The sequence below is a fragment of the Tissierella sp. P1 genome, from assembly GCF_002266425.1.
GTDB lineage: Bacteria > Bacillota > Clostridia > Tissierellales > Tissierellaceae > Tissierella > Tissierella carlieri.
On sequence record NZ_NPMN01000026.1, the window covers coordinates 1 to 21213 of the forward strand.

General features: G+C 34.2%; 15 protein-coding genes and 5 pseudogenes. All 20 read left to right on the forward strand.

Annotated features, from left to right (window positions below; translation table 11 throughout):
- Positions 1–152: pseudogene (locus CIW83_RS16495) on the forward strand (MOSC domain-containing protein); the annotation flags it as partial.
- A 491-nt stretch (positions 153–643) separates the two neighbouring features.
- The gene (locus CIW83_RS16500) at positions 644–2377 is read left to right on the forward strand and encodes a sigma 54-interacting transcriptional regulator (RefSeq protein ID WP_201259963.1); all 1734 of its coding nucleotides are present in this window, start codon (positions 644–646) and stop codon (positions 2375–2377) included.
- 446 nt (positions 2378–2823) lie between these two features.
- Positions 2824–4035: a diaminopropionate ammonia-lyase gene (dpaL, locus tag CIW83_RS16505; protein WP_094903195.1), complete on the forward strand. Its 1212-nt coding sequence runs from the start codon at positions 2824–2826 to the stop codon at positions 4033–4035.
- A 29-nt stretch (positions 4036–4064) separates the two neighbouring features.
- Positions 4065–5012 (forward strand): YgeY family selenium metabolism-linked hydrolase, encoded by a 948-nt coding sequence (locus CIW83_RS16510; RefSeq protein ID WP_201259964.1) that lies wholly within the window; start codon positions 4065–4067, stop codon positions 5010–5012.
- Between the two features lie 12 nt (positions 5013–5024).
- Complete coding sequence (locus CIW83_RS24970) at positions 5025–5258, forward strand: M20/M25/M40 family metallo-hydrolase (protein ID WP_201259976.1); 234 nt, start codon at positions 5025–5027, stop codon at positions 5256–5258.
- Between the two features lie 55 nt (positions 5259–5313).
- Positions 5314–6720, forward strand: a complete 1407-nt coding sequence (locus CIW83_RS16515; RefSeq protein WP_094903197.1) for an amidohydrolase family protein — start codon at positions 5314–5316, stop codon at positions 6718–6720.
- 211 nt (positions 6721–6931) lie between these two features.
- On the forward strand, positions 6932–8290 hold the full coding sequence (locus CIW83_RS16520; RefSeq protein WP_094903199.1) for a uracil-xanthine permease family protein: 1359 nt from the start codon (positions 6932–6934) through the stop codon (positions 8288–8290).
- A 135-nt stretch (positions 8291–8425) separates the two neighbouring features.
- Positions 8426–8896, forward strand: a complete 471-nt coding sequence (locus tag CIW83_RS16525) for a (2Fe-2S)-binding protein (protein ID WP_094903201.1) — start codon at positions 8426–8428, stop codon at positions 8894–8896.
- Between the two features lie 2 nt (positions 8897–8898).
- A complete protein-coding gene (locus CIW83_RS16530) occupies positions 8899–11127 on the forward strand; it encodes a xanthine dehydrogenase family protein molybdopterin-binding subunit (RefSeq protein ID WP_094903203.1) in 2229 nt (742 codons plus the stop codon).
- Between the two features lie 3 nt (positions 11128–11130).
- Positions 11131–11805, forward strand: a complete 675-nt coding sequence (locus CIW83_RS16535; RefSeq protein WP_094903205.1) for a flavodoxin family protein — start codon at positions 11131–11133, stop codon at positions 11803–11805.
- Positions 11806–11982: 177 nt separating this feature from the next.
- A complete protein-coding gene (locus tag CIW83_RS16540; RefSeq protein ID WP_094903207.1) occupies positions 11983–13338 on the forward strand; it encodes a uracil-xanthine permease family protein in 1356 nt (451 codons plus the stop codon).
- Between the two features lie 193 nt (positions 13339–13531).
- Positions 13532–14686 carry a uracil-xanthine permease family protein gene (locus CIW83_RS16545; RefSeq protein ID WP_201259965.1) on the forward strand — a complete coding sequence of 385 codons (1155 nt, stop codon included), beginning with the start codon at positions 13532–13534 and terminating at the stop codon, positions 14684–14686.
- Positions 14687–14745: 59 nt separating this feature from the next.
- Positions 14746–14904 carry a hypothetical protein gene (locus CIW83_RS23200; RefSeq protein WP_201259966.1) on the forward strand — a complete coding sequence of 53 codons (159 nt, stop codon included), beginning with the start codon at positions 14746–14748 and terminating at the stop codon, positions 14902–14904.
- A 36-nt stretch (positions 14905–14940) separates the two neighbouring features.
- Entirely contained in the window at positions 14941–15102 is a 162-nt protein-coding gene (locus CIW83_RS23900; protein WP_235601382.1) for a 2Fe-2S iron-sulfur cluster-binding protein, read from the forward strand.
- Positions 15084–15395 carry a (2Fe-2S)-binding protein gene (locus tag CIW83_RS16550; protein WP_235601383.1) on the forward strand — a complete coding sequence of 104 codons (312 nt, stop codon included), beginning with the start codon at positions 15084–15086 and terminating at the stop codon, positions 15393–15395. The genes CIW83_RS23900 and CIW83_RS16550 overlap by 19 nt, the downstream gene beginning before the upstream one ends.
- A gap of 17 nt (positions 15396–15412) precedes the next feature.
- Positions 15413–16195: an FAD binding domain-containing protein gene (locus tag CIW83_RS16555; RefSeq protein WP_094903209.1), complete on the forward strand. Its 783-nt coding sequence runs from the start codon at positions 15413–15415 to the stop codon at positions 16193–16195.
- Positions 16188–16568, forward strand: a pseudogene (locus CIW83_RS24975) (aldehyde oxidase); the annotation flags it as partial. The gene CIW83_RS16555 and the pseudogene CIW83_RS24975, both read left to right, overlap by 8 nt.
- A gap of 18 nt (positions 16569–16586) precedes the next feature.
- Positions 16587–18499, forward strand: a pseudogene (locus tag CIW83_RS23905) (xanthine dehydrogenase family protein molybdopterin-binding subunit).
- A 421-nt stretch (positions 18500–18920) separates the two neighbouring features.
- Positions 18921–19289, forward strand: a pseudogene (locus CIW83_RS24980) (aldehyde oxidase); the annotation flags it as partial.
- Positions 19281–21211, forward strand: a pseudogene (locus CIW83_RS16565) (xanthine dehydrogenase family protein molybdopterin-binding subunit). The pseudogenes CIW83_RS24980 and CIW83_RS16565, both read left to right, overlap by 9 nt.
- The last annotated feature ends 2 nt before the right edge of the window (positions 21212–21213 follow it).

The window sequence follows — 21213 nt, forward strand, 5'->3', positions numbered from 1 at the left end:
TTCAAGAAGTAACCCAAATAGGTAAGGAATGTCATACGGGATGTGCAATATCTCAGAAGGTTGGCAAATGTGTAATGCCAAAGGAAGGAATATTTACTAAGGTTCTAAAAGGTGGAATCATAAAAGAGGGAGATATAATAGAAGTTATATAGATTTATGCAATATATCTCTAGAAAAGGTAAAAAGTAATATCTTTGTACTCAGCAATATAAAGAGCAAAGAGAACAAGCGAACAATATAATGATAGCTGGTAAGATACACTTTCCAAAGGTTCTATGGATTTATTTCATTCTTTAGAACTCTGAAAATATCTATAATCGTAAAAACAAGGATTATCCAAATATAAATTTAGAAGAGTACAAGATATAGTATATATAATAATCGAGATGTCATATTAAGAGACAGTGAACTTTGTATATTTGCAATATTTTAACTTGAGTTATTAGATTATATAGATATATAATAGGGTAGTGAGACACATGCATACTAATGAGACATTATAAATAAATCCTAGAATTAATAGTATGGGAGAATATAAATAGTATATTATAGTATAAAACAGGCTCCTTAGGGAGCCTGAATATTTATCCTAGCAGTCGATTTAATACAATCCATATAATATCCTATTATTGGAGGAGATAAAGTGATATCTTTATTAGAAAAAATTCAAGAGGATGTAAAAAAATATGCTGAAATAATATCCAATGCAATAAAAGTAGATGTAGAAATTGTAGATATAAATATGCGAAGGGTTGCAGGGACTGGAATATTTAAGGAGCAAATTGGTGAAGTAAATAAAGGATCTGTATATAAGAAGGTAATAGAAACTGGAAGGTCTCAAATAATAAAGAATCCACGTGAACATGAGATATGTATAGAATGTATACAAAAAGATAGCTGTATAGAGAAACTTGAAATATCCACACCACTTATTTATGAAGAAGAAATTATAGGAGTAATAGGCTTGATTTGCTCTACTAATGAACAAAAACAACGGATATTAGGTGATCTAGATTCCCAAATGCAGTTTTTATACCAAATAAGTGATTTTATATGCTCTAAGGTATATCAATATAATGAATCTATGATGCAAGAAGAGAGAATGGATGTGCTCAAGAAAATATTGAATAATATAGATAAAGGTGTAATTGCATTAGATGCTGAAAACAAAATAACTATAATTAACAATAATGCTATGAGAGAACTAAAGTTATCTTCCACTGATTTAGATAAAAGGGTAGATCTAATAGATAAAGATGAATACATAATGGGGGGAGAACTTTATGAACTTAAGATAAGTAGGAGAAGCTTCTTTCTCGTAGGAAATATTATACCTATACATTCAATATCGAAAGAATATGCAACAGTATTTATTTTTAACAATATGAACAAGATAAGCTCTGATATATATAAAATAACGACAAGTGAAAGAAGATTAGATATAGACGATATCATAGGTGAGTCGAAAGCTATGAAAATGTTAAAGCAAAAAATAAAGAGAATAGCTCCTACACAGTCAACAGTTCTAATAAGCGGGGAAAGTGGTACAGGAAAAGAATTAGTGGCTAGGGCAATACATGATTTAAGTGATAGACGGCATAAGCCCTTTGTAGCGGTGAATTGCAGTGCAATTACCGAAACTTTAATTGAATCTGAATTATTTGGATATGTAAAAGGAGCATTTACTGGTGCTAATGCAAATGGAAAAATAGGTAAATTTGAACTTGCCAATGGTGGAGTCATACTCTTAGACGAAATAGGGGATATGCCTTTATATATGCAGGTTAAGCTTCTAAGAGTATTGCAGGAGCGAACAGTAACTAGAATAGGATCAAATCAGCCTATTGATCTTGATATAAGGGTTATTGCGGCTACAAATTTGGATTTAGAAGAGCAAATCAGAGAAAATAAATTTAGAGAGGATTTATATTATAGATTAAATGTAATTCCTATAGAAGTACCGCCTCTTAGAAACAGAGAAGGGGATATAGAATTAATAATTGATAAGCTAATTGATAAATATAATGTTCTCTTTGATAAATATGTCAGAGGCTTAGATGAAGAATGCAGAGATATTTTATTGAATTATCCTTGGCCTGGAAATGTACGAGAACTTCAAAATACTATTGAGTTTATGATAAATATTTCAGATGATAGAGAAATCCTAACAACGAAAATGCTTCCAAAAAACATTTTAAATAGTAAAGATATAATAATTAGTCAGAATAAAGAAGATATAAAAACATTGGCTGAAATAGAGATGGAGCATATACAAAGAGCCTTGGATACATTTGGGAGAAGTACAGAAAGTAAGAAGCTGGCTGCGGAAAAATTAGGTATAGGAGTGGCCACTTTATATAGAAAGCTTAAAGAATGATTATCAAATTGATAATTATTATAAATATATATGTATAATTGGTGCAATACAAAGCTAAAAAAATTATCAAAACGATAAATTGATTTATCATTTTGATAATTGAACTATTTTATTCATGTATTAATTATACTAACCAATAATTAAAATTAATATTGCATATATTGAGGAAGATATTGCAAATACTGGATTTCTTACTAGTTTTATTATAAAGATATTAAGATATTAAATTTATTATTAGTTAAAAATATAAATAAAAAGTTGCTGATATTTATCAGCAACTTTTTATTTTGCGTTTTTTAAAAAGATAAAAAAATATCAAAGTGTGTAATTTAAGAGGTTATATATAAAAAATGATTATTTGCACTCTATAATAAATACAAAATGGCATAAAAGTTGCAAATTATAAATATGACAGAAAATATAATTTTGAAGGGAGATAGAATCATATGAGTCAAGTTATAAAGTGGAAGGAGAATATGCTTCCAAAGACTGATATAAAGGGATGTATTAAAATTTTAAATAAAGAAGAAATTGAAAAAGCAAGAACTTTTCATGAAAGTTTTAGTCAATATTCCAAAACACCATTACAAAACCTTGAAGAATTAGCAAAGGATATAGGACTTGGAGGAATTTATTTAAAGGATGAATCATATCGATTTGGATTAAATGCATTTAAGGTTCTTGGAGGTTCTTTTGCCATGGCACAGTATATGGCTAAAAAACTTGGAAAAGACATATCAGAGTTGGGATATAGAAATTTAATATCCCAAGAGATAAAAGAGGCTTTAGGTGATATGATATTTGTAACTGCTACTGATGGAAATCATGGCAGAGGTGTAGCATGGACAGCAAATCAATTAAAGCAAAAATCAGTAGTATATATGCCAAAGGGATCATCTGGTGCTAGGGTTGAGAATATTCAAAAAGAAGGCGCTACTGTTAGTGTAGAAGATATGAACTATGATGACTGTGTAAGATTAGCTGCTAAATATGCCGAAGAAAACAACGGAGTAGTAGTTCAGGATACAGCATGGGATGGATATGAGGATATTCCTACATGGATTATGCAAGGATATGGAACCATGGCATTAGAAGCAGTAGAGCAATTAGAGGAACTGGGAGTGACTAGACCTACTCATATATTTATACAAGCAGGAGTGGGATCTTTAGCTGCAGGAGTTCAAGGTGTGTTTGCAAATATTTACGAAGATCGTTGTCCAATCACAACTATAGTAGAAGCCAATATTGCAGATTGTCTTTATAAATCAGCAGTAGCAGGAGATGGAAATGCTGTAGCTGTTGGTGGTGATTTACAAACCATAATGGCAGGTCTAGCTTGTGGAGAGGCCAATACAATAGGATGGGAAATACTTAAAAATCATAGTTCAATGTTTGTATCATGTCCTGATTGGGTGGCAGCCAATGGAATGAGAATATTAGGTAATCCATTGAAAGAAGACCCTTATATAATATCGGGAGAATCTGGTGCAGTAACTACTGGATTATTGGTAGAAATTATGAAAAATGATGATTATAAACAATTAAGAGAAAGATTAAATCTTAATAAAGATTCTAGAGTCTTATTGTTCAGTACTGAAGGAGATACAGATCCTGATAAATATAGAAGTGTTGTATGGTTTGGAGAATGCACAAGGTAATAAAAATTAAATAAATTAAGGAGGAAAAAATGATAAGCCAAGCAAGAAAGGAAAAGTTAATAAAAATATGTCAAGAACTAATAAGATGCCCTAGTGTTTCAGGGCAGGAAGAAAAGGTAGCAGAAGCAATAAAGAAAAACTTTCAGGAATTAGGATATGATGAATGCTATATCGACAGTTATGGAAATGTAATAGGACATATCAAGGGCAATGGAAATGGTAAAGGGAAAGCTATTCTCTTTGACGGGCATATAGATACTGTTCCAGTAACAGATGAATTAAAATGGACATTTGCACCATTTTCTGGAGAAATTTCAGAAGGAAGAATATATGGTCGTGGAGCTTCTGATATGAAGGGACAGGTTAGTGCCATGATGGCTGCCGCAGCTTATTTTGCAGAAGATACTGGAAAAGATTTTAATGGAGACATTTATATTGCTGGTGTTGTTCATGAAGAAATATTTGAAGGAGTAGCTGCAAGGAAGATAAGTGATGCTATAAGTCCAGATTATGTAGTTATAGGGGAATCCTCAGAATTGAATTTAAAGATTGGGCAAAGAGGCAGAGCTGAAATCATAATAGAAGTATTTGGTAAACCAGCACATTCAGCTAATCCAGAGAAAGGTATTAATTCAGTATATAAAATGGCAAAGATAATAGACAAAATTCAGGGACTTAAACCAACAGTCCACAAAGAATTGGGAGAAGGAATACTTGTACTTACAGATATTAAATCATCTCCATATCCTGGAGCATCAGTAGTACCAGAATATTGTAAGGCTACTTTTGATAGAAGATTATTAGTGGGAGAGACTAAAGAGTCAGTATTAGCTCCGATTCAAAAGTTGCTAGATGAAATGATGAAAGAAGACTCTGAATTGAATGCAAAGGTTTCCTATGCAGTAGGAGCAGAAGTTTGTTATACAGGAGAAACAATAACAGGAGAAAGGTTCTTCCCTGGTTGGTTATTTGATTAGGATGATGAATTCATTCAAGCAGCATACAAAGGACTGAAGGAAGCGGGAATCGATTCAAAAATTACTCATTATTCTTTCTGTACCAATGGCAGCCATTATGCAGGAGAAAAGGGAATAAGAACAATTGGATTTGGACCATCTCAGGAAAACTTAGCTCATACAATCGATGAATATATAGAGATTGATCAATTGGAAAAGGGTGCTAGAGGATATTATGGGATATTGAAATCTGTATTTGGCAAGTAAAAGATTTATGTGTCTACCGAATAGTTAAAAAGCTAGAATATAGGAGGAATATATAATGATGGATATATTGATAAAAAACGCCACCATAGTAACTGTTAATAAGGAAAGAGAAGTATTCTTCGACGGAGCAATAGCTATAAAAGATGATAAAATCGCCGCAGTAGGAAATACAAAGGATATTTTAAAAGAATATAGCGATGCTAAAAAGGTAATAGATGCGGAAGGTAAGGTTATTTTCCCAGGATTTATAAATACTCACAATCACCTATTCCAAACTTTACTCAAAGGTCTGGGAGACGACATGGTTTTAAAGGATTGGTTAGCTACAATGACATTTCCAGCAGCAAAGTTCATAACAAGGGAGGATACATACTATGCAGCAATGCAAGGGTGTATAGAAGGATTGCGTAGTGGAATCACTACTATGGTAGATTATATGTATCCCCATAACAGAGAAAATCTTTGTGACGGAATAATAGATGCATTTAAAGAACTAGGTATAAGAGGAATTCTTGGCAGAGGATGCATGAATACAGGTACTCAATTCGGTGTTCCTACAGAAATAATGCAGGATGTAGAAACTGTAGAAAAAGATGTAAGAAGATTATTTGAAGAGCATCATAATTCGGAAAACGGAAGAATTAAAATATGGGTAGCACCTGCTGCTATGTGGTCAAATACAAAGGAAATGCTTCAAATGTTATGGAAAGTAACTAACGAGTATAATTCTCATTTTACAGTTCACATTTCAGAAACACCTTTTGACAGAGAAGCAACTGAAGAATTACATGGGAAAGTTGATATTGAATTGTTAGAGGAATTGGGAATAGTTGGACCAAATGTAGTGATGGTACATTGCGTATATTTAACTGAAGAAGATATGGAGCTTACTAAAAAATATGATATGAAGGTTTCACATAATACTGCCAGTAATATGTATCTATCATCAGGGGTAGCACCAGTGCCTCAGATGTTAAAAAAGGGTATAACTGTAAGTTTGGGAGTTGACGGAGCAGCTAGTAATAACTCTCAAGATATGATTGAACTTATGAAGCTTACGGCACTTCAACATAAAGTAGCTAACTTAGACCCAGTGGCAATATCGGCAGAAAAGGTACTTGAATTAGCTACTATAGACGGTGCAAGAGCTATAGGAATGGAAAACGAGATAGGTTCTTTGGAAGTAGGTAAAAAAGCGGATTTATTAATATTCAATCCTTTATTAAATCCAAAGGCAATACCCCTTCATAATCCTGTATCTACATTGGTTTATTCTTCATCAATGCAAAATATTGAGGGAGTAATAGTGGACGGAAATATCATTATGGAAGATAGTAAGATATTAACAGTTGGGGATGAAAAGGCAGTTCTTAGGAAAGTACAAGAAATAGCAGACAACCTATGTGAAAGAGGTCATATAACAAATAAAGGCCCTGGACATAAGTGGAACAGCTTATATTAATTAGAAAGAATGAAAGTATCTTAATACCTAAACTTCAATATTTAATATAGATAATAAAAGCGTGATTAGAGAGTTACTTAAATCGTTTCATAAGGTAAAAGTTAAAATAGGGAAAGATACCTTTCCCTGTTCTACCCTAAGATTTATTTTAAAGTAATTTAAAATATATAAGAACACTAAAACTTACAAAGATTATGAGGGGGAAAATTTTATGAGAGACAGAAGTAATACATCAAAGTTTGATATTGACGGAATTCCATCCCTAAGAGAAGCAGTACCTTTAGGATTGCAGCATCTCTTGGCAATGATAGTTGGAAATATGGTTCCGGCAATATTAATTGCAGGTATTGTAGGGCTTTCAGGTTCTATGGCAACTATGTTAATTCAGGGTTCTATGCTAGTCGCAGGCATTGCAACTCTTATTCAATTATATCCGATTCCTCTGTTTGGGGGATATAAAACAGGTTCAAGGTTACCGGTTATAATGGGAGCGAATTATGTATTTCTAGGCGCTTGTCTATCAGTTGTAGGGCAGCATGGAATAGCAGCTTTAGTTGGTGCACAAATCATAGGTGCTATAGCAATGATATTTTTCGGAGTAGTTTCAAAGAAGTTTAGAAGATTTTTTACACCGGTAGTATCAGGAACTGTAGTTACTTGTATGGGACTTGGACTATTTCCTACAGCTGTTAAGAACTTAGCAGGCGGACAAGGTTCAGCAACTTTTGGTGATCCTATTAACTTTTTAGTAGGGATTATTGTAGCCGTCATTATAGTAATGTTAATGAAATTCGGAAAAGGATTATTAAAAGATATAGCAATTTTAGTAGGCATTTTAGTAGGATATATAATTACATTGGCTTTTAATATGGTAGACTTTACAGCGGTTAGTGGTGCTGCTTGGTTTGCATTACCTCAGCCATTAGCTTTTGGAGTAGAGTTTAGACCAGATGTAATTATAACTTTCATATTGATTTATATAATTGCCATAGCTGATATAATGGGGGCCTATACAGTAGCAACCATAGGAGGCTTAGGCAGAGAAGTAACAGACGAGGAGCTATCATCAGGAGTAATAGGGATAGGTATAGGTTCTGTTATATCATCCTTATTTAGTTCTATTCCCGTTGGGGCGTTTAGTCAAAATGCTGCTATAATAGCCATGAATAAAGTTGTAAGTAGATTCGTTGTAGCAATTGGAACTATAGTATTGATTTTAGCAGGTGTATCACCAAAATTAGGAGCATTAATCACTACTATTCCTTCTGCAGTAATAGGAGGAGCTACCCTTGTAATATTTTCTCAAATAGCGATGGCTGGTGTAGGAATATTATCAATTGATCTTACAAATGACAATAAAATAATAGCTGGTGTAGCTATAGCTACTAGTATAGGATTGACATCTGTACCTGGTATTCTTAGCAGCTTTCCAGCTATGGTTCAAACTTTAATAGGAGATTCATCAGTAGTATTGGGAGCAATAATAGCATTTATCTTGCAAATGGTTTTTAATATAAAATCTAAAGTTGAATGTGAAAATTCAGATAAGTCTGCAGAGCTACAGCCATAAAGAAGAGAGACATATGCGGAACAGTATATATTAAAAGAATAAAATCAGTAAGTGGAAGATTGGTTAACAGAAATAAAAGAAATCAAATTTTATATATTGTCTCTAAATGGAGTAGGCTTTAAGGAGGTTACGTGTGTGTTAGTAAAATTAGATATAAATAATTTTTTATATGAATTAGAAATAGAACCAAATGAAACCTTGATAAATGTATTACGTGAAAAGTTAGATTTAACAGGAGCAAAACGAGGATGTAACTCCAATAACTGCGGTGCTTGTAAAGTTTTAATCGATGGAAAAGCCTTTAAATCCTGTAGTACCTTAGCTAAAAATGTAGAAAATAAAAAAATATATACTATAGAAGGATTTGCATCATCAGATGGGAAACTTCACCCTATACAAGAAGCTTTTATAGAAGCGGGAGCTGTACAATGTGGTTATTGTACCCCAGGGATGATTATAACAACTCAGGATTTATTGAATAAAAACAGTTCTCCAACTGAGGAAGAAATAAGAGAAGCTTTTAAGGATAATCTTTGTCGTTGCACAGGATATGTAAAAATTATTAAAGCAGTAAAATTATCCGCTAAGAAATTAGGGGGTGAATAAATATGAGTAAAGAAAAGATAATAGGTAATTGTTATCCTGTTAAGGATGCTAATCTAAAGGTAACAGGTCAACTTAAGTATGTTGGTGATATGAAACTCCCTAATATGCTATATGGAAAAATGCTTTTAAGTCCAGTAGCCCACGCTAATATAAAGAGTATAGATATATCTGAAGCATTAAAGGTTCCCGGAGTGAGAGCAATAGCTACTTGCTTTAACACTCCTCAAACTAAATATAATAGTGCCTTAAGATTTTATGAGCATGATATACCAAATACAGAGGTAGTATTTCCACAAACAGTAAGATTTGTAGGAGATAGGGTAGCAGCAGTAGCAGCAGAAACTGAAAAGGCAGCTAAGGAAGCCATAAAACTAATAAAAGTTGAATATGAAGAATTGCCAGTAATACTTGATGTAGAGGAAGCTATAAAAGAAGAAGCAATTCATATTCACTCTTGCGGAAATAAAGTGATAGAGATGAGAGCTGATGCTGGTGATGTAGATAAGGCTTTTAAAGAATGTGACAGAATATTTGAAGATAGATATGAAGTACCCCCAATACATCATGGAGCAATAGAAACTCATGTAGCCATAGCTCAATATGATTATACAGATAAACTTACACTATGGGCACCGACTCAAAACACCTTTGCATTTAGAATACTTTTGTCTCAAATAATGAATATTCCATTACATAAGGTAAGAGTAATAAGACCGACCATAGGTGGAGCATTTGGTGGCAAGCTTGAAATGACTATAGAGCCAGTGGCAGCAATATTGTCTAAGATGACAAGGCGACCTGTAAAACTTGTGTTAGATAGAACTGAAACTATTATATCTACGAGAGCTCGTCATGGTGCAGTAGTTTATATAAAAACAGGAGTAGAAGAAGATGGAACTATATTAGCCCAAGACATTAAAATGTATACCAATACAGGAGCTTACGCATCTAGTGCATTAAATGTTATGGGTGCCCTTAGCCATAAGATATATAAGGTATATAAGATACCTAATATGAGATTTAGGGGGATTCCTGTATATACAAATACTATTACGGCAGGAGCTATGAGGGGATATGGTTCTCCGCAGGTATTTATGGCACAGCAAACTCAATTAGGGAAAATATCAAGGGAATTAAATATTGATTTAGTAGAATTACAAAAGAGAAATGCTGTTGAACCAAGTGGAGTAGATCAAAGATTTAATTCACCTTTGGGAAATCCAAGAGTATTAGATTGTATTGAAAAAGGAAGAGAACTATTTAAATGGGATGAAAAGAAAAAAGCAATAGGTGCAGAGGACAACTGGGTCAAAGGTATAGGTATGGCCATAGGAGCCCATGGAAACGGAGTATTTGGAGCTCATAGAGATGTTATAACTTTAATTTTAAAATTGAATGAAGATGGAACATTAACTCTCATTACAGGAACCCATGACATGGGGAACGGAACTGTTACAATGCAAACTCAAATGATTGCAGAAGTTCTTGGTATAACTCCTGATAAAGTAGAAACCTTTGAAACAGATACAGATGCTTGTGCTTGGAACTTAGGTGATTATGCCAGCAGAGGTGTATTTGTAGAAGGTGCTGCTGCTAAAAAAACTGCAGAGAAGCTTAAACAACTGATAATATCTGATGCTATGGAATTACTCGAAGTTGAGGAAGAATTAGAGCTTATAGATGGATTTGTTGTAAGCAAGTCTAATCCAGAAAAAAAAGTGTCATTATCTGATATTGCAGTAAATAGCCAAAGAGTAAAGAATAAAGAACTTACTGTAATAGAAGATTATGCATCTCCAGCAGGACTTACATCCTATGGAGCCCACTTTGCAGAAGTTTTAGTTAATAAGGAAACAAGAGAGATAAAGGTTATAGATTTTGTAGCAGTACATGATGTAGGCAGAGTGATAAACCCTATGTCTCTAGAAGGACAACTTGAAGGTGGTATTCAAATGGGATTAGGATATGCATTAAGCGAAGGTTATGTATTTGACGAAAAAGGAAAACCATTGAATAACAATTTCTCCACTTATAAGATGTTTAGAGCTACAGATATGCCAAAAATTACAACATTTTTTATAGAAGAATTAGAAGAAAAGGGTCCATATGGAGCAAAGAGTATTGGAGAATGTGCAGTAGTCCCAGTAGCACCTGCGATCTGTAATGCAGTGGCTGATGCTCTTAATATTGATATAAATCAATTGCCTATAAAAATCAAGAGAGGTGTATAGCTTATGATTAAGATATTAGGAATTAGTGGAAGTCCGAGACATGGAGCCACTGAATATGCAGTTCAAGAGGCACTAAGGGCTGCTAAGGAAACAGTAACAGAAATTGAAACCGAGTATTGGAGTGTAAGAGGTAAAAAGATAGGACCTTGTGTTCATTGTGATGCTTGTATTAGAAATAAGACTATGTGTATTATAAAAGATGATTTACAAGAATTAGAATCTAAAATTTTGGAGGCAGATGCTTTTATCATAGGCTCACCAGTATATGATATGAATATAACAGCTCAGCTAACAGCAATATTCAATAGACTCCGTCCGATTTATTTGGTACATGCTGGAAAACTGCAAAATAAAGTAGGAGCAGCTATTACTACAGGGGGAACTAGATATGGGGGGCAAGAAATGGCTAAACTCCCTATAATAAACTTCTATCTAATGCATGAAATGCTCGTGACAGGTGGTTTAGGTGGATGCTATATCGGAGGAACTATCTGGAGTAAAGATGCAAAGGATCAAGGAGCGGAAGAAGATACAGTTGGAATGGATACCATAAAAAGATTAGGTAAAGGTGTGGCTGAGGCAGTAATGGTTTCTAAACATGGACTAGAAGCATGGAACTCACAAAAAGAAACATTAGGTCTTATAGCTGATGATAAATCACCATTAAGAGATCATTAATCAAAAAAAGTTTCGATATATCAATGATTTTGCGACATTAGAATAATTTTAGAAAAAGAGGTAAATTAAAAATACAGACTGAATAAAATGCGAAATCCATAAACAACAATATTTTAAATCACTAAAGAGAAAGACCGATAGGTAATGAGATAAAATATAATCTATGGAGGGACATTTATGTTGAAAAAGAGAAACAAAAGCAAAAGCATTTCACCTTTCGATATCAATGGAGTGCCACCTATTACCAAAGCATTGCCTTTATCATTACAGCATATTTTAGCAATGATAGTTGGAACAGTGACTGTGCCAATAATTATTGCAGGAGTAACAGGTGCAAGTCCTCAAGAAAAAACATTACTTGTTCAGGCAGCTCTAATAGTTGCTGGACTGGCAACACTATTGCAAATTTATCCTATTGGAAATCTAGGCTCTAGATTACCAATTATATTTGGTGTTGGATTTACTTATGTACCTACACTAACGGCAATAGGCTCAGAATATGGCTTATCAGGCATTTTTGGAGCACAATTAGTAGGAGGTATTTTTACTATATTAATAGGTATAACGATTAGAAAATATATAAAATATTTTCCACCTCTTGTAACAGGAACGGTAGTTACCACAATTGGTTTATCATTATATCCTATAGCCATAAATTATATGGCTGGCGGAATTAACGCTCCAGATTATGGCTCACCATCTAATTGGGCTATAGCTTTATTGACATTAGTTGTAGTAATTATTTGCAGTCAATTTGGAAAGGGATATTTAAAATCAGCTTCAATGATAGTAGGAATTGCTGCAGGATACATTGCATCTTTAGCCCTTAATAAGGTTAATTTTGCTCCTATTGCAGAGGCAGCATTTATTTCTATACCAAAAATAAATAATTTTTCAATGTCATTTCATACTCCAGCCATAGTCAGTATGTTAGTCCTGGCATTAGTAAATGCGTTGCAAACCATAGGAGATTTGTCAGCAACTACTATGGGGGGAATGAATAGGAAGATTACTGAGGATGAATTATCAAGAGGAATTGTAGGTAGTGGAATAGTCACAGCAGCAGGTGTATTGATTGGAGGATTACCCCCATCTTCATATAGTCAAAATGTCGGATTATTAGCTATGAATAAAGTTATCAGTAGGTTTGTAATCGGTATTGCAGGTATATTTATGCTATTAGCAGGTTTTGTACCAAAATTTGGTGCATTAATGACAACCATTCCTACATCTGTACTTGGTGGAGCAACAGTAAGTATATTTGGAATGATAACTATGACTGGATTTAAATTAATAATCCAAGAAGAACTTACTGCAAGAAATGTTACTATAGTTGGACTTGCTTTAGCTATGGGAATGGGAGTTACTACAGTGCCTCAATGTTTAGATCAGTTCCCTGAAATTATATCAATGATATTTGGCAAATCACCTATAGTAATAGCTACAATGGTTGCATTTATACTAAATATTATATTACCGAACAAAACATTACAAGATGAAGAAAATGAGAGAATACAAATGGATGCCAATTAATTATGTTAGAAGTCTGCTCGATACAGAGGTCAGGATAAATGAATATAACAATAACAGTAAATGCAGAAAGTTGGCATTAGATGCTAAAATTTATTAGATACATTTAAAGGTTTACTTAAATCGTTTCATAAAATTTAATATAATTTAGATTTCCAAAATGAGTTATAAACTAATAAACGGAGGAGGAAATTTTATGAGAGACAGGAGTAATACGTCAAAATTTCACTTGGATGGAATTCCACCATTAAGGGAGGCATTTCCATTAGGACTGCAACATGTTATAGCAATGTTTGTTCCAAATCTAGTACCTATGATGCTCGTTTCACAGGCTGCAGGATTAGATCATTTTCATACAACACTATTAATACAATGTGCTATGATAGGAGCTGCAATAGGAACACTATTGCAAGAGTATCCGATTTCATTAGGAAAGGAATATAGAATAGGATCAAAATTACCAGTTATGTTAGGATTAACTTATGTTTTTATGCCAACTTGTATTGCAGTGGCAGGACAACATGGTATGGCCACAATATTTGGAGCTCAAATAGTAGCAGGATTAATATCAATTATTTTTGGTGTAGTCTTTAAGAAGGTTAGAAAATATTTTCCACCAGTGGTAACTGGAACAGTAGTATTGTCTTTAGGACTTTCTGTGTTTAGCTTAGCCATAAACAATATAGCTGGAGGAGCTAGTTCGGCCACCTATGGATCATATCAAAATTGGATTGTAGGTATGACTGTTGTAGTTATTGTATTGTTCTTACAACAGTGGGGTAAAGGCTTACTTAAGGATTCTGCCATATTAGTAGGCATGTTGGCAGGCTATATTGTTGCCTTTGGGTTTAATATGATAGACTTTTCACCAATAGCTGAGGCAGCTTGGTTTGCCTTTCCAAAACCATTAGCTTTTGGGCTGGATTTTAGGCTAGATGTAATTGTAATGTTTGTTTTATTGTATTTTATCGTATCGGTTCAGATAGTAGGAGACTTCTCGGTTTCAGCAATGGGCGGACTTGGAAGAGAAGCAACAGATGAGGAGCTTACTGGCGGGATAATAGGAAATAGTTTTTCAAGTGCCGTAACGGCTTTATTAAATAACTTTCCAACGGCTACGTATAGCCAAAACTCTGGGTTAGTTGCATTAAATAAAGTAGTGAGTAGATATGTCTTAGGTGTAGGGGCAGTGATATTGCTTATAGCCGGTCTTTGTCCTAAAGTGGGAGCAGCTTTTTCCACGATTCCTAATCCGGTGGTTGGAGGAGGAACTCTTGTAGTATTCTCAATGATAGCTATGTCAGGAATAAGTCTTGTAAATATGCAAGAATTTGGTGCTAGATCTAACTGATAGTTGGAATATCGTTAGCATTTGGGCTTGGTGTAGTCAATGCTAAAGAGTCTATAGCTATGTTTCCGGAAACATTTAAGCTATTATTTGGTCAATCTAGCGTAGTATTAGCTACAACTATTGCAGTTATATTAAATCTTATATTCCCTAAGGAAAAGGAAGATGCAATTGAAGTAAGGGATAAAAGTAGCAAAAAGAGTATAGAGGTTTTATCTTAGAATGATTTTATATCTAATATATAGAGGTGAGAATGTATGAATATAACAATAACAGTAAATGGCAGAAAGTTAGCACTAGATGTTAGTCCAGACGAAGTTTTATTAGATACATTAAGAGCCAATGGTTGTTTAAGCGTACAGAGAGGCTGTGATACAAGCTCCTGTGGATTATGTGCAGTATGGTTGATAATCAAGTAGTATTGTCTTGTACTTATCTTACTGTAAGAGCAGCAAATAAAAATATAACAACATTAGAAGGAGTGCAGAAAGAGGCCAAGGAATTTGCAGATTTTCTTGCAGATGAAGGAGCGGACCAATGCGGATATTGTGCACCTGGATTTATAATGACAGTTCTTGCAATGAGTAAAGAATTAAATAAACCTAGCGAAGAGGAAATAAATCATTATCTAAATGGTAATCTTTGTAGATGTACAGGATATAAAGGACAAATTAGAGCTATAAATAAGTATTTGGAATTCAAAAGTAAGTAGGGAGAGGGGGAGAGAAAATGATTACCATAAAGGAATATGTGGCACCTGTAAGTTTAGAAGAAGCATATAAAATTTTAATGTCTGGGAAGACAAACTTAATTCTAGGTGGTTTTGGATTTATTAAGATGGGCTCGAGGGCTGTAAATAAGGCTATAGATTTATGTAATTTGTCTTTAGATTATATTACAGAAACTACAGATGAGATATTAATTGGAGCTGAAACATCATTAAGAACTTTAGAAATTAATGAGATAATTAGAAACTACTGCGGCGGAGCAATTAGTGAAGGTGTTTCAAATATTGTAGGAGTACAGTTTAGAAATATGGCTAAGGTTGGAGCAAGCGTATTTTCTAGATATGGGTTTTCCGATTTATTACCATCCCTATTGGTTTTAGATGCAAAGGTAAGGCTTTATAAAGGTGGAATAATGGATTTAGAGGAATTTTTAGAAAAGGACTTTGAAAGAGATATATTAGTAGAAGTAATACTACCAAAAAAGAAAGGCATGGCAGTATATGACTGCATCAGGAAATCAACTGGAGATTTTCCGATTATAAACGGAGCAATATTTAGGGGAGAAGATGGTCAATATAAGATAGCCATTGGTTCAAGACCTCAAAGAGCTAAATTAGCTGTAAAGGCTGCAAAAGCATTAGAAGATGGTGAAAATATTGAAACAGTTGTAGATATCATACCTGAAGAACTGCATTTTGGAACTAATGTTAGAGGAAGTAAAGAATACAGAGAAGATATGAGCAAAGCCTTAGTGAGCAGAATGTACTGTAAGGTAGGTGCTTAATTTGATAAATAAGAGTGTAAGGAAAAAAGATAGTGAATCTTTATTAAGTGGTAAACCGGTATATATGGAAGATATGATTTTTCATAAAGATGTATTAACACTGAAGGCTTTGAGAAGTCCATATGCCTTTGCAAGAATTAAAAGTATAGATGTGGAAAATGCAAAAAAGGTAAAAGGTGTTATAGATGTATATACTTATAAAGATGTTCCTTACAATAGATTCACAGAGTGCTGTGAGTCCTATATGGAGGCATCGCCTTATGATAGATGCTTATTAGAACCATTGCTTAGATATGTAGGAGATGAGGTTGCCATAATCGCAGCTGAAACTGAGAAGGCTGCTGAGAAGGCATTAAAATTAATAAAGGTTGATTATGAGGTTTTAGAACCTATATTAGATCCAAGGAAATCCCAGGGTCATAGTTCTATAATACACCCTGAGGAAGATATTTTCTGCTCTTTCCCCTATGGGCATGATCATCTGAAAAATATAGTTTCTGAATTTAGTCTTTGCAAGGGTGATGTTGATGAGGAGTTTAAAAGCTGTGATGTAATAATAGAGAGAACATACAGTACTCAAGCTCAATCGCATTGTATGCTAGAGACCCATAGAGCTTATTCCTATATTGATGCTAATGGAAGGATAGTAATCATTTCTCCGACTCAGACCCCATATCATATGAGAAGACAGGTTTGTAGAGCTATAGGCATTCCTGCATCAAAGGTGAGACTTATAAAACCTAGAGTAGGAGGAGGGTTTGGGGGAAAGAAAATAGCACTAGTAGAACCATTTGCAGCCTTTGTTACATGGAAAACAGGAAGACCCTGTAAATTTATATATACAAGAAATGAAACATTTATTGCAACCAATACTAGACATCCGATTATATTCGATGTGAAAATAGGAGCAGATAAGAATGGAAATATTAGGCTATTGAAATGCATGCCCTAAATAATGCAGGTGCCTATGGTGGAGATTCAGTTATAATTACAATGGAGGCAGGACAAAATTCGCTGCCAATCTACAATAAAGTTCCTGCAATTAAATATATTGGTAAAACAGTATATACTAATTTGCAGCCGGGAGGTGCATTGAGAGGCTATGGTGCGACTCAAGGAACCTTTGCTTTAGACTCAGCAGTAAATGAACTGTCAGCAGCCCTTAATATGAATCCTACAGAAATAAAACTTAAAAACTCTATTCGTGCTGGGGAAGTTGGAGGAATAATTAATAATACTATTAGAAGTTTTAATATAGAAGCTTGCATAGAAAGAGGAAAAGAGCTGATATGCTGGAATGAAAAATTTCCAAGGAGGGAAACTGGAAATAATAAAGTCAGAGGTATAGGTATGGCTTTGGGTACACATATTTCTGGAGTGGCTGGTATAGATAAGTCGGGAGTCAGTATTAGACTAGTTGAAGATGGGACTTATATGATGTTAACTAGCTCAGGCGATACGGGAACAGGGTCAGACACAATATTATCCCAGATTGCGGCAGAAGCATTAAATACAAATGTAGATAATATACAAATATATGCAGGAGATACTGATGCATGCCCTTATGACTCAGGAGCATTTGCTTCTTCTACAACATATGTCTCAGGCAATGCTGTTATTAGAGCAGCAAAGGAAATGGAAATCTTAATTTTAAAGGCAGCAGAGAAAAAGTTAAACATACCCGCTGTTACCTTGGAACTAAAAGAAGACAGAGTTTGTCTAAGAGGAAATGAAGATATATTTGTAACATTAAAAACATTAGGGGAAGACTCTCAAGCAGGATCGAATTATCCTATTTTAATGGCTAATGCAAGCTCAGGTATAACTGAAAGTCCAAGACCTATAATGGCGGGCTTTGTTGAAGTTGAAGTTGATAAGACTACAGGTGAAGTAAAAGTTCTGGATTATGTAGCAGTTATTGACTGTGGAACTGTTATAAATCCTGCATTAGCAAGAGTTCAAGCTGAAGGTGGATTAACGCAAGGTATAGGTATGGCAATGTTTGAGGAGGTAATTCATTCCGACACAGGAAAACTTGTTACTAATAGCTTTATGAACTATAATGTTCCTGTTAGAAAAGACATAGGAAATATAAAAGTAGAATTTCAGCCTCAATATGAGCCAACGGGACCTTTTGGTGCAAAGTCTCTTGGGGAAATAGTAACTCACACTCCTTCACCTGCAATAGCTAATGCCATTTATAATGCAGTAGGAGTACAAGTAAGAGATTTACCAATAACACCTGAGAAGGTTTATAGAGCAATGAAGGAAAAGGAAGGTATTGTAAAACAAGAGTTGATATAGGTTTAGCTAAAAAATTTTACGATGGTTAGCAAACCCTGATAAGTAAGTATTGGTCAATAGCCAAGAAACACAGATTAATTTTATTAATCTGTATAAGTTGAACAAATAGGTATTATTAGACTTTATTGAATGATAGGCTGGGGGTTCTTTGTATTCGAAGGACTCGTAGGTTTAGTATGTATATAGATAAAATCTATATCATAAAACTGAAAGGAGATATCATTATGAAAGAAAAATCTAATTATGTGTTTGAGAGGACAATTGTTTCATCGAAAAAGTACATTTTAATGCAGTCCGAATCTTGTACTTGAAATAAGTGTCAGAGTGCAACTAGAACTTAACTATTTTTAAATATAGGGTTTATATTATAATCCTTTCATTATATTTAAGAATAGAAATTATAATAAGATGGGTGATTATAATGATAGGTAAAGGAATAAGAAAGACAGATAGTGAAGCACTTCTAAGTGGAAAGCCTGTTTATACAGATGATCTGATTTTCCATAAAGATGTTTTAACAATAAAACTTTTGAGAAGCCCCTATGCGTTTGCTAAGATAAAAAATATAAATGTAGATATTGCCAAAAAAGTACCGGGAGTAGTAGATATATATACTTATAAAGATGTACCGCAAACAAGATATTCAGAATGTGGTGAATCATTACCAGAGGCTTCTCCTTATGACAGATTAATTCTAGAAGAAGTCGTAAGATATGTAGGAGATGAAGTGGCTATAATAGTTGCAGAGGATGAAAAAGCGGCTGAAAAAGCAAAGAAATTAATAAAGGTAGAATATGAAGTATTTGAACCCTTATTAGACCCAGAAAAATCTGAAAATAGTAGGATTAGAATCCATGAAGATAATAGTATCATTTCCCCCTTTGACTTTGGATATGATAATACGAGAAATATAGTATCCCAATTTAATTATGGACATGGAGATGTGGAGGAAGAATTTAAAGATTGTGAAGTTATAATAGAAAGAACTTATCAAACACAGGCACAATCTCATTGTATGATGGAAACCCTTAGAGCTTATTCTTATCTCGATGAAAGAGGCAGAGTAACTATTATATCAGCAAACCAATCTGTTTATCATATGAGAAGACAAGCAGCCAGAGCAATAGGTCTTCCCATATCAAAGGTTAGAGTTATAAAACCTAGAATAGGAGGAGGCTTTGGCGGAAAGAATGTAGCATCACAGAACCTTTTGTAGCCTTTGCCACATTAAAAACAGGAAGACCATGCAAATTAATATTAAGCAGAAAAGAAACTTTTAGTTCAACCAGTGTTCGTCATCCCATAAAAGTAAGTGTGAAAATAGGTTCTGATAAAGAAGGAAATATAAAAGCTATTCATATGAAAGCTTTAAATAATACAGGAGCATATGGGTCCAATGGGCCAGCTGTAACCATGGAGGTAGGACAAAATTCGTTGCCTTTATATGCCAAAGTACCTGCCATAAAATTTGAGGGAAAAACTGTTTATACAAATATGGTAGCATCAGGAGCTTTAAGAGGATATGGTGCAACTCAAGGAAGCTTTGCTATGGATTCAGCTATAAATGAGCTAGCAATCGAACTGGGAATGGATCCTATAGGACTTAAACTAAAAAATACCATAAGAAAAGGTGCTGTAGGAGGAATTATTCCCCAATCTATTAAGAGTTTCAATATAGAGAAATGTATAGAAAGAGGAAAAGAACTAATAGGATGGGATGAAAAGTATCCTAGAAAAGAAGTATCACCTAACAAGGTTAGGGGAATAGGTATGGCTACAGCTATTCATAGCTCAGGGATTTCGGAAATAGATGCTGCTTCTGTACTGATGAGATTAGAAGAAGATGGAACATACAGACTATTCACTGCTTCTTCAGATTTAGGTACGGGCTCAGATACCATACTTTGTCAAATAGCAGCCCATGCCTTAAATACGGATATGGATGGAGTAAATATTCATGTCGGAGATACTGATGCTTGTCCTTATGATACTGGAGCATATGCTTCATCTACTACTTATGTAACTGGAAATGCAGTAGTTAGAGCAGCAGAAAAATTGAAATTAAAGATAATAGACAAGGCATCTAAAAAGCTTAATATGCCCAGTATAGACTTGGTTCTTGAAAAGGACAGAGTAAGACATAGAGAAGATGAAAGTATGTTTATACTTCTAAGAACAATAGGTGAAGAAGCTGTAGTAGGTCATGATGCAGAGGTTTTAATGGCAGATGCTACCTATGGAAGTAAATATACCCCAAAACCCTTTCTAGCAGGATTTGCAGAGGTAGAGGTAGATACATTTACAGGAGAAGTGGAACTTGTTAATTATGTAGTAGTAGCAGACTGTGGAACAGTAATTAATCCAGCTTTAGCAAAGATTCAGCTAGAAGGCGGATTGACTCAAGGTATAGGCTTGGCAATGTTCGAGGATGTTAAATATACTAGTGAAGGAAAATTAATAACAGACAGCTTCCTTCAATATAATGTTCCTGCTAAAAAAGATGTAGGGAATATAACTGTAGAATTCCAATCAGATTATGAGCCAACAGGTCCTTTTGGTGCCAAATCCATTGCGGAATCTGCAGTACACACGCCACCACCAGCAATAGCCAATGCTATTTATAATGCTGTAGGCGTGTATATAAGATATCTGCCTATAACTTCTGAAAAAGTTTATAATGGTATAAAAGAATTAAGAAACCAAAATAGCTAGGA